We start from the raw sequence: 11352 nt of genomic DNA, 5'->3' as shown, positions 1-11352 counted from the left end.
CGGTAGCTAAGCCTTTCCGCGCCGATGGTACTGCAGGGGGGACCCTGTGGGAGAGTAGGACGCCGCCGAACAATCTTTAGAAAAGCTCCGGTCCCTGAACTTCGGTTCAGGGACCGGAGCTTTTCTGTTTTTGTGATCCAGCGTGCGCTGTCACTTCGCGTTCACGTTGCGGAGTCAGCATCCCTGTCATGGGGACAGTTGGAACGCTGAAGTCGGCAGGCGTACGCATCGGCGACGAGGTCGTCGTGTCGGCGTACGGCAGTGCCGAGGTTGCCGAAGCCGTGCTGCTCGTGGGGGCCGTGCCGGTCTTCGCGGATGTGGACGCGGACAGTCTCTGCCTCGATCCGGCCGCCGTCGCGGCGGCGGTGACGTCCAGGACGGTCGCTGTCGTCGCCGTGCACCGCTTCGGGCGGCGGGCGGACATCGGCCGTATCCGTGTACTGGGCGAGCGGCACGGGCTCCTGGTCATCGGGCAGCCGGAGCCGGCGGAGTCGTACGACGGGGTCGCGCAGCGGCAGGCGCACGCGGCCTATCTGAACGCGCGGCTCACCGGGGTCATGACGCCCTCCTCGGACGCCGGCCACACCTACCAGCAGTACGTGGTGCGGGTGCCGGGCAACGGGCGGCCGGACCGGGACGCGTTCGCCCGTGCGCTGCGGGCGCGCGGTGTGCGGTGCCAGGCGCCCGTGCAGACGCCCGTCCACCGGATGCCGGGGTTCCGGCGGGATGTGTTCCTGCCGGAGACGGAGCGGGCCGCAGACGAGACGCTGGCGCTGCCGGTGGACGCCTCGCTGACACGGCGCGAGCTCCAGCGGGTGGTGTCCGGGTGCAACGCGCTCGGCGGGCTGCTGCAGCCCGCCGCGTAGCAGCGCTCGCAAGGCCGGGCCATTCCGCCGCCGCCCGGACTGCCCGGCTGGATTCCGGAGGCGCGGCTCCGGCGCAACCGCCGCTGAACGGGGCGACGGTCGCGAGGGCGCCGGGGAACTCGGCGGTGAGTCCGGCGTCTTGGGGTCCAGTCTTGGGGGCCGGCGGTGGGCGGTTCGAACCGCGTGCGAGTTCGGGTATGCTTTATTTTGTTGCTGCGCCCCAATAGCTCAGTCGGTAGAGCGTCTCCATGGTAAGGAGAAGGTCTGCGGTTCGATTCCGCATTGGGGCTCCGGATATGTGGAAGGCCCCCGCCAACTGGCGGGGGCCTTCCATGCTTTCGGGACCTCCCGGATACCGGGCTAGGCGTCCTGCTTGCCGGGTACGCGCATCGCCAGGATCGCCATGTCGTCCGACGGGGCGTCAGCGGCGAAGCGTTCGACGGCTCGCATGATGCGCCCGGCCACCGCGCCGGCCGTCAGGCCCGTACAGGTGGTCAGGACGTCCGCGAGCCCGTCGTCGCCGAGCATCCTGCTGCCCTCGCGGCGTTCCGTGACGCCGTCGGTGACGCACAGCAGGACGTCTCCCGGGTCGAGCGTGACGGTCTGCTCGTACAGCTCCAGGTCCTCCATGACGCCGAGCAGCGGCTGCGGCTCCGCGGCGGCCTCGACGCTGCCGTCGGGGCGCAGGCGCAGCGGCAGCGGGTGGCCGGCGCAGACGACTTTGAGTATGGCGCTGCCGTCCGGCTGCGGCCACAGCTCGCCGTAGAGCAGGGTCAGGAAGCGGCTGCGGGCGCCCTCGTCGAGGATGGCCGCGTTGAGGCGCTCCAGGACGGCGGGGCCGCCGAAGCCCTCGCGGGCGAGCAGCCGCAGGGCGTGCCGGGCGAGGCCGGTGACCGCGGCGGCTTCCGGGCCGGTGCCGCAGACGTCGCCGATCGCGAAGCCGTAGGCGCCGTCGCGGATCGGGAAGAGGTCGTAGAAGTCGCCGCCGACCTCGTTGCCCTCGCCGGCCGCGCGGTAGATCACCTCGACCTCGACGCCGGGCACTATCGGCAGCTCAGGGGGGAGCAGGCTGCGCTGGAGGGACTGGCTGATGGCGGTGCGTTCGGAGTAGAGACGGGCGTTGTCGAGGGCGAGGGCGGCCCGTCGGGAGAGGTCCTCGGCGAGTTCCAGGATCTCCTGGCGGAAGTGCTCGTCGGTGGGCTTGCCGAGGGTGAGCATGCCGATGACCCGGTTGCGGGCCACCAGAGGCAGCACCAGCGTCTCGCCGCCGACCGCGGAGGCCGTGGCGAGGTTGGTGCCGGGACCGGCCGAGAGACGGGCGGCCTCGCCGAGGCCGAGGTTGCGCAGCGAGGAGCGGAGCGCCTCGGAGTGGGCGGCGTCGCTGGGGGCGGTCCAGATGCGGGCGCCGGGGGTGGGGACGGGCTCGGGCGGGTCGACCTTGGCGAGCAGTGCCTTGATGCCGTCGATGCGGTCCTCGTCCTCGTGCAGGACGTAGGAGAGCTCGGGTTCGGACGCCTGGTCGGCGATGGTGTAGACGGCGCACCAGGTGGCGAGGGTGGGGACGGTCATCTGGGCCATCAGGGCCAGCGTCTGGTCCCGGTCGAGGGTGCCGGCGAGCAGGTCGGAGGCTTCGACGAGGAAGGACAGCGAGCCGCGGCGCAGCCGCTCCAACTCGGTGAGCCGGGCGCGTTCGACGGCGAGCGCGATGCGGTCGGCGGCGAACTGGAGGCGCAGCGCCTCCTCGTTGCTGTAGCGGCCGGAGGCCTCGGCGGCGACGCCCAGTGAGCCGGTGAGGCGTCCTTCGACCTTGAGCGGCACGGTGACGACCGAGCGCATTCCGGTGCCGGTCAGCAGCGGTACGGCGCCGGGGACGGCGGTGAGGTCCTCGTGGACGGCCGGCATCCGGGCGGAGCCGTAGCGGCCGGTGCCGGCTTCGACGGGGACGCGGGCGAAGCGCTGGCGGGCGGAGGGCAGGCCGGTGGAGGCGCGTACCTCCAGCTCCGTTTCGTCGTCGGTGGCGAGCAGCAGGTAGGCCGCGTCGCCGTCGAGCATGTCGCGGGCGCGTTCGACGGTGCGTTGCAGCAGGCCGTCGAGGTCGTCGGGGGCGGGGGAGCCGATGAAGACCTCGAACGGGTCGGCGGCGGGGCCGCGGCCGTCGGCGTGCGCGGCGGAGCTGTCCGCCGAGGGGCCGCGCGGCGGGCTCTGCAGGACGGCGCGCTCATGGTCGCGTACGAGCAGGCAGACCGTGGAGGGCTCGCCGCCGCTGTCGCGGACGCGCAGGTGGGAGGCGTAGACGGGGATGACGCGGCCGTCCGAGGCGCGGATGCCGTACGAGCCCTCCCAGCGGGAGAGCAGCAGCGCTTCGACGATGCCGGTGCTGGTGCCGGGGGTGTGCGGCCAGGCCGCGAGGTCGGTGAGCGGCTTTCCGGTGACCTGTTCGGACGGGTAGCCGAAGAGCTCCTCGGCGTCGTCGCTCCAACGGCTGATCGCGCCGGTGCGGTCTATCTGGATGACGGCGACCCGTACCCGGGGGTCGGTCACCGGGAGCGCGTCGATGGGCAGGGCGGGGCCGGCGGAGCGGGTGCCGGCGGGGCGTTCGGGCAGGTCGAGCTGGAACCAGACTTGCTTGCGGGCCGGGGAGTACTCGACGCCCCAGCGGGAGGCGAGGGCGGAGCACAGCAGCAGGCCCCGGCCGCCTTCGCGGTCGGGGTTGGCGTACTGCTGGCCGGCGTTCTGCACCGGGATGTCGCGTTCGGGGTAGCGGTCGGCGACCTCGACGCGAACTCCGTCGTCCGCGCGCAGGCACAGCACGTCGGCGGCGGTGCCCGCGTGCACCACGGCGTTGGTGACGAGTTCGCTGGTGAGCACGACGGCGTCGTCGATGATGTCGGCGAAGCCCCAGCCCTGGAGGGTGTCACGGACGAACGCACGAGCGGTGGCGACGGAGCGCCCGACCGGCTCGAAGGTGGCGGCAGCCCGCGCGGTGGCCACAGGTCTCCTCATATCTGTCTCGGTGATCTGCTCCCCCATGTCGTGCTGCCCCTCCGATGCCCGTCTTGCGCGCGCCCCCGCTCCTGCCCGATGGGTCGGGGTGGATTGGACGGCCGGTTGCCAGGTTACTTACCTTCGGCGTGCGCGTGGTTCCCGGTCGTGTGTGAACGCGCCCTGATCTTGTGACCAGCTGTGTGCCATGCTGCCGAACTGTTATGGCCTGGTTGGGCCAGGGTGAAACACTGGGAAAGCTAGAAGAGATGGCCCGACTAGGACGGTCGACCCTGCGGGAGGGACACGGTGGAGTCTGGCGGAGTGGCGCGGGGCGGAAGCACGCGCGCGAAAAGCGGACGATCCCGGAATAATGGGACGACCGAGGTGGATACAGCTGCCCTGAACCGGTTGCTGTCGGCCTTGGCTTCCATGCGGGACGGTAATTTCCGCAAGCGGCTCACGGTGTCGGGCGATGGGGTGATGTCCGAGATCTCCGCTGTCTTCAATGAGGTCGCCGATCGCAATCTTCAGTTGACCGGCGAGCTGGCGCGGGTCCGCCGGGTGGTCGGCCGGGAGGGAAAACTCACCGAACGGCTTGAAGTCGGGCCGTGCGAGGGCTCCTGGGCGGCGGCGATCGACGCGTCGAACGCGCTGGTCGACGATCTCGTGCGACCGGTCTCAGAAGTGGGCCGGGTGCTGTCGGCGGTTGCCGAGGGCGACCTGGAGCAACGGATGGACCTGCGCTCGCGGGGCGCGGACGGAGCGGCGCACCCGCTGCGCGGCGAGTTCCTCAAGGTGGGCCGTACGGTCAACGGCCTGGTCGACCAACTGTCGGCGTTCACCGACGAGGTCACCAGGGTGGCCAGCGAAGTGGGCACCGAGGGCAAGCTCGGCGGTCAGGCCCGGGTGCGCGGTATGTCCGGTTCCTGGAAGGATCTGACGGATTCCGTCAACACCATGGCGTCCCGGCTGACGGCGCAGGTGCGTGACATTGCTCTCGTCACCACGGCGGTGGCGAAGGGCGATCTGTCACGGAAGGTCACGGTTCATGTGGCCGGCGAGATGCACGAACTGAAGAACACCGTCAACACGATGGTGGACCAGCTGTCGTCGTTCGGCGCCGAGGTGACGCGCGTCGCACGGGAGGTCGGCACCGAGGGCGAGCTCGGCGGCCAGGCGCAGGTGCCGGGCGCGGCGGGGACCTGGAAGGACCTCACCGACTCGGTGAACACGGCCTTCCGCAACCTCACGGGGCAGGTGCGCAACATCGCGCAGGTGACGACGGCGGTGGCCAACGGCGATCTGTCGCAGAAGGTCACCGTGGACGTCTCCGGCGAAATGCTCCAGCTCAAGAACACCGTCAACACGATGGTCGACCAGCTGTCGTCCTTCGCCGACCAGGTCACCCGGATGGCGCGGGACGTGGGTACCGAAGGCCGGCTGGGCGGGCAGGCGCGGGTCGACGGCGTCAGCGGCACCTGGAAGGAACTGACCGACTCCGTCAACTTCATGGCGGGCAACCTGACTTCTCAGGTCCGGCAGATCGCGCAGGTGACCACGGCGGTCGCGCGCGGCGATCTGTCGCAGAAGATCGATGTGGACGCCCGGGGCGAGATCCTGGAGCTGAAGAACACCATCAACACGATGGTCGACCAGCTCTCCGCCTTCGCCGACCAGGTCACCAGGGTGGCCCGTGAGGTGGGCACGGACGGCAGGCTGGGCGGCCAGGCGCAGGTGCCGGGCGTGGCCGGGGTGTGGCGCGACCTCACCGACTCGGTCAACGGCATGGCCGGCAACCTCACCGCGCAGGTCCGCAATATCGCGCAGGTCGCCACGGCGGTCGCGCGCGGCGATCTGTCGCAGAAGATCGATGTGGACGCCCGGGGCGAGATCCTGGAGCTGAAGAACACCCTCAACACGATGGTCGATCAGCTGTCCTCGTTCGCCGAGCAGGTGACGCGGGTAGCGCGCGAGGTGGGCACCGAGGGCATGCTCGGCGGCCAGGCCGAGGTGCAGGGGGTCTCCGGGACCTGGAAGGACCTCACGCAGTCCGTCAACTCGATGGCGAACAACCTGACTTCGCAGGTCCGCAACATCGCCGAGGTCACGACGGCGGTTGCCAAGGGCGACCTGTCGAAGAAGATCACCGTCGACGCGCGCGGCGAGATCCTCGAACTCGTCACGACCGTCAACACGATGGTGGACCAGCTGTCCTCGTTCGCCGAGCAGGTCACCAGGGTGGCCCGCGAGGTGGGCACCGAAGGGCAGTTGGGCGGCCAGGCGCGGGTGCGCGACGTCACCGGCATCTGGAAGGACCTGTCCGAGAACGTCAACCTGATGGCCAACAACCTGACCAGCCAGGTCCGCAACATCTCGCAGGTGGCGACCGCGGTCGCCAACGGCGATCTGACGAAGAAGGTCACGGTCGAGGCGCGCGGCGAGGTCGCGCAGCTCGCCGACACCGTCAACATCATGGTGACCACGCTGTCGTCCTTCGCGGACGAGGTCACCAGGGTGGCCCGTGAGGTGGGCACCGACGGCATCCTCGGCGGCCAGGCGCGGGTCCCCGGTGTCTCCGGGACCTGGAAGGACCTCACCGAATCGGTGAACTCGATGGCGTCCAACCTGACCGGCCAGGTCCGCAATATCGCGATGGTCACCACGGCCGTCGCCAGGGGCGATCTGACCAAGAAGATCGACGTGGACGCCCGCGGCGAGATCCTCGAACTCAAGACCACCATGAACACGATGGTGGACCAGCTGTCCTCGTTCGCCGAGCAGGTCACCCGGGTCGCCCGCGAGGTGGGCACCGAAGGGCAGCTGGGCGGCCAGGCGCGGGTGCGCGACGTGGACGGCACCTGGCGCGACCTCACCGAGTCGGTGAACGAGATGGCCGGGAACCTGACCCGGCAGGTGCGCGCCATCGCCGCGGTCGCGACCGCGGTGACCCGCGGCGACCTCAATCTGAAGATCGACGTGGACGCGGCCGGCGAGATCCTGGAACTCCAGGACACCGTCAACACGATGATCGCGAACCTGCGCGAGACCACACGCGCCAACGAGGAACAGGACTGGCTCAAGGGCAACCTCGCCCGGATCTCCGGCCTGATGCAGGGCCGCCGGGACCTGGAGGACGTCGCCGGGCTCATCATGAGCGAGCTCACCCCGGTCGTCGCGGCCCAGCACGGCGCCTTCTTCCACGCGGCCCCGACCGGCGCCGGCAACGAGATCGGCGCCAACGGCAGCAGGAACGACGCGTATGAGCTGCGCCTCATCGGCTCGTACGGCTACTCGATGGGCTCGATGCCCACCTCCTTCCGGCCCGGCGAGGCGCTCATCGGCACCGCCGCGGAGGAGAAGCGCACCATCCTGCTGGAGAACGTGCCGCCCGGTTATCTCAAGATCGCCTCCGGGCTGGGCGAGGCGCCCCCGGCGCACGTCATCGTGCTGCCGGTGCTCTTCGAGGGACAGGTTCTCGGCGTGATCGAGCTGGCCTCCTTCCAGCCGTTCGCCCAGATCCAGAAGGACTTCCTCAACCAGATCGCCGAGATGATCGCGACGAGCGTCAACACGATCAGCGTCAACACCAAGACCGAGGTGCTGCTCAAGCAGTCGCAGGAACTCACCGAGCAGCTCCAGGAGCGCTCGGAGGAGCTGGAGAACCGGCAGAAGGCGCTCCAGCTCTCCAACGCCGAGCTGGAGGAGAAGGCGGAGCAACTCCGGGAGCAGAACCGGGACATCGAGGTCAAGAACACCGAGATCGAGGACGCCCGGCAGGTGCTGGAGGAGCGGGCCGAGCAGCTCGCGGTGTCGATGCGCTACAAGTCCGAGTTCCTGGCCAACATGTCGCACGAGCTGCGCACGCCGCTCAACTCGCTGTTGATCCTGGCCAAGTTGCTCGCGGACAACGCCGAGGGGAATCTCACCCCGAAGCAGGTGGAGTTCGCCGAGACGATCCACGGCGCGGGCTCCGACCTGCTTCAGCTGATCAACGACATCCTCGATCTGTCGAAGGTCGAGGCGGGCAAGATGGAGGTCAGCCCGACCCGGATCGCGCTGGTCCAGCTCGTCGACTACGTCGAAGCCACCTTCCGCCCGCTCACCGCGGAGAAGGGGCTGGACTTCTCGGTCCGCGTCTCGCCGGAGCTGCCGGCCACGCTGCACACCGATGAGCAGCGGCTGTTGCAGGTGCTGCGCAACCTGCTGTCCAACGCGGTGAAGTTCACCGACGGCGGCGCGGTGGAGCTGGTCATCCGGCCGGCCGGCGCCGATGTGCCGAACGCGATCCGCGAGCAGTTGCTCGAACACGGTTCGCTGCGGGAGCCGGACGGCGACATGATCGCCTTCTCGGTCACCGACACCGGGATCGGCATCGCCGCGAACAAGATGCGGGTCATCTTCGAGGCGTTCAAGCAGGCCGACGGCACCACCAGCCGCAAGTACGGCGGCACCGGCCTGGGGCTGTCGATCAGCAGGGAGATCGCCCGGCTGCTCGGCGGCGAGATCTACGCGGCGAGCGAGCCCGGCCGCGGCTCCACCTTCACCCTCTATCTGCCGATCATCGCGGGCGAACTCCCGCCGCAGGGCTACCCGCAGCTCGCTCCGGGCGGCCTGGCCATCGGCGGCCCCATGAGCTCGCGCGAGTCCGACACGGACTCCGGCATGAGGGACGACGGGAGTGCCCGACGGCGCTCCCGAGGCCCGGTCCAGGACGCGCCGCCCGAGCGCGCCAGCGGCCTCTTCAGGCGCCGGCGCAGGGCCCTCCCCTCAGCTTCCGGGCAGCACCCGGACCTGCCGGGGCAGCTCCACCCGGGGACGGACGCCGGGCACCCCGCGCCGGAGGAGTCATGGCTCGGCAACGGCGAGGAGCAGCATGAGTCCCGGTTCACCGGCAACTTCTCCGGCGAGAAGGTCCTGATCGTCGACGACGACATCCGCAATGTGTTCGCTCTGACGAGTGTGCTGGAGCAGCACGGCCTGTCGGTGCTCTACGCCGAGAACGGGCGCGAGGGGATCGAGGTCCTGGAGCAGCACGACGACGTGGCGGTGGTGCTGATGGACATCATGATGCCGGAGATGGACGGCTACGCGACGACGACCGCGATCCGCAAGATGCCGCAGTTCGCGGGACTGCCGATCATCGCGCTCACCGCGAAGGCGATGAAGGGCGACCGGGAGAAGAGCATCGAGTCGGGCGCGTCCGACTACATCACCAAGCCGGTCGACACCGACCACCTGCTGACGGTCATGCAGCAGTGGATGCGGGGCGAGTGAGGTCGTCCGGGGCGGTGCCCCCGCCCCGGACGGGCGGCCGAGCGGGGTAGCCTGAAGGCTGACTGTTGACTGACTGTTGCCGAATACGTGTGGGAGTACGGTATTCGGGGAACCTTCTGGTCTCCCACTGCGTTTCTGCTACGTGCACAGTGACATCGCGGTGACAGGGTGTGGCGAACAGCGGGGTGCGGCTACCATGACCGGCACAAGGACGGGCGGCGCAACGGAGCCGTCCCCTGGGGTGGCGCCCGGCGCGTTGCCGGGGCGAGGAGGACGGGCCATGGTGCAGAAGGCCAAGATCCTCCTGGTCGATGACCGGCCGGAGAATCTGCTGGCGCTGGAGGCCATTCTCTCCGCGCTCGATCAGACGCTGGTTCGGGCATCGTCCGGGGAGGAAGCGCTCAAAGCGCTGCTCACGGATGACTTCGCGGTGATTCTGCTGGATGTGCAGATGCCGGGCATGGACGGGTTCGAAACCGCGGCGCACATCAAGCGCCGCGAGCGGACCAGGGACATCCCCATCATCTTCCTGACCGCCATCAACCACGGTCCGCATCACACCTTCCGGGGTTACGCGGCGGGCGCGGTGGACTACATCTCCAAGCCCTTCGACCCGTGGGTGCTGCGCGCGAAGGTCTCGGTGTTCGTCGAGCTCTACATGAAGAACTGCCAGCTGCGGGAGCAGGCCGCGCTGTTGCGGCTCCAGTTGGAGGGCGGACGGCCGGGCGTGCCCGAAGCCAAGGAGCCCGCGGGGCTGCTGGCCGAGCTGTCCGCGAGGCTGGCCGCCGTCGAGGAGCAGGCCGAGGCGCTCACCAAGCAGTTGGACGAGTCGGCGGACGCGGCCGCGGTCGCCACCGCGGCTCATCTGGAGCGCAAACTCACCGGGTTGCGCCGGGCGCTGGACGCCCTGGAACCGGGCGCCGGCAACAGCGCCTCGGCGGTTCCGTCGCAGCACTAGCGTCCTGACGCGGTGTCACCGCGGGCGGGCCCCGCGCGTCGCGCCGCGAGCCGCGACACGAATGGGCGAAGGCGTGGGCACACGTGTCCCGTACGGCCGACGGCTGTAATCTCGGCTCCATGGCCTCACGTACGTCCGGCAAGGGTTCCCCGAGCAGCGCGGGCGCCTCGAAGCAGCCTGCCGGTCGTGCGGGGGGTGCTGCCAGGAAAGCGCCCGCCAAGAAGGCTCCGGCGAAGAAGGCCGGCGCGCCACCCGGCAAGGCCCCCGTGAAGAAGGCAGCCGCCAAGAAGGCCGCGCCCAAGCCCGCGCCGTCCCCCACCAACGGGGTCTACCGCATGACGCGCGCGCTCTGGCTGGGTCTGGCGCACGGCGTCGGCGCGCTGTTCCGCGGCGTGGGGCGCGGCGCGCGCGGGCTGGACCCGGCGCACCGTAAGGACGGCGTCGCGCTGCTGCTGCTCGGCCTCGGGCTGGTGGTCGCGGCCGGTACCTGGTCGAATCTGCGCGGTCCGGTCGGCGACCTGATCGAAATGCTGGTGACCGGCACCTTCGGCCGCCTCGACCTGGTGGTGCCGATACTGCTCGGCGTCATCGCCGTACGGCTCATCCGGCACCCGGAGAAGCCGGAGGCGAACGGCCGGATCGTCATCGGCCTGTCCGCACTGGTCATCGGGGTCCTCGGGCAGGTGCACATCGCCTGCGGATCGCCCGGCCGCGGCGAGGGCACCGAGGCGATCCAGGACGCCGGCGGGCTGATCGGCTGGGGGGCGTCCAAGCCGCTGGTCTTCATGGTCGGCGAGGTGCTGGCCGTGCCGCTGCTGATCCTGCTGACGATCTTCGGGCTGCTGGTCGTCACCGCCACCCCGGTCAACTCGATTCCGCAGCGGGTGCGGCTGCTCGGCGTGAAGCTCGGTCTGGCCGAGCCGCTCGAACCGGAGCACGACGGCCACCGCCTGCCGGGGGAGCCCGGGGAGTATGACGAGGAGTGGCGTGAGGGGCCCGCTCGCCGGCGTCGGCGCACCTCGATGGAGAAGGACCCGCAGGACGCGGAGTACGGCCCCGGGCACGCGGAGGAGGCGGCGCTCTCGCGGCGGCGCCGGCCGCGCCGCGCGAGCGTGCAGGCGGGGCCGGACCGGCCGATGGACGCGGTGGACGTGGCCGCGGCCGCCGCGGCGGCGCTCGACGGGGCGGTGCTGCACGGCGTGCAGCCCTCGCCGCTGGTCGCCGGCCTGAGCAGCGGCATCTCGACCGAGCGCGGCGGCGTGCCGCCGG

The 11352-nt window shown here is 70.3% G+C and carries 4 protein-coding genes, 1 tRNA gene, 1 rRNA gene and 1 pseudogene; 6 read left to right on the top strand and 1 reads right to left on the bottom strand.

What is annotated here, in order from left to right; genetic code table 11:
• From rrf to QMK28_RS32595, 3 genes are all read left to right on the top strand, one after another.
• A 5S ribosomal RNA gene (gene rrf, locus QMK28_RS34485) occupies nucleotides 1–71 on the top strand; the annotation flags it as partial.
• 117 nt (nucleotides 72–188) lie between these two features.
• Nucleotides 189–866, top strand: a complete 678-nt coding sequence (locus QMK28_RS32600) for a DegT/DnrJ/EryC1/StrS family aminotransferase (RefSeq protein WP_326443306.1) — start codon at nucleotides 189–191, stop codon at nucleotides 864–866.
• Nucleotides 867–1083: 217 nt separating this feature from the next.
• A tRNA-Thr gene (locus QMK28_RS32595) sits at nucleotides 1084–1156 on the top strand.
• A 70-nt stretch (nucleotides 1157–1226) separates the two neighbouring features.
• On the opposite strand, the gene QMK28_RS32590 is transcribed toward QMK28_RS32595, so the two are convergent.
• Nucleotides 1227–3896 carry a SpoIIE family protein phosphatase gene (locus QMK28_RS32590; RefSeq protein WP_326443305.1) on the bottom strand — a complete coding sequence of 890 codons (2670 nt, stop codon included), beginning with the start codon at nucleotides 3894–3896 and terminating at the stop codon, nucleotides 1227–1229.
• A gap of 384 nt (nucleotides 3897–4280) precedes the next feature.
• On the opposite strand from QMK28_RS32590, the gene QMK28_RS32585 reads away from it, so the two are divergent.
• The 3 genes and pseudogenes from QMK28_RS32585 to QMK28_RS32575 all read left to right on the top strand — a co-directional run.
• Complete coding sequence (locus tag QMK28_RS32585; RefSeq protein ID WP_326443304.1) at nucleotides 4281–9125, top strand: HAMP domain-containing protein; 4845 nt, start codon at nucleotides 4281–4283, stop codon at nucleotides 9123–9125.
• 280 nt (nucleotides 9126–9405) lie between these two features.
• On the top strand, nucleotides 9406–10083 hold the full coding sequence (locus QMK28_RS32580; protein WP_326443303.1) for a response regulator: 678 nt from the start codon (nucleotides 9406–9408) through the stop codon (nucleotides 10081–10083).
• Nucleotides 10084–10202: 119 nt separating this feature from the next.
• A pseudogene (locus QMK28_RS32575) lies at nucleotides 10203–11352 on the top strand (cell division protein FtsK); the annotation flags it as partial.

The sequence above is a fragment of the Streptomyces sp. H27-D2 genome (genome assembly GCF_035828615.1).
GTDB lineage: Bacteria > Actinomycetota > Actinomycetes > Streptomycetales > Streptomycetaceae > Streptomyces.
The sequence above is the reverse complement of the archived record's forward strand: the minus strand, read 5'-3'. Positions and strand labels throughout refer to the sequence as shown.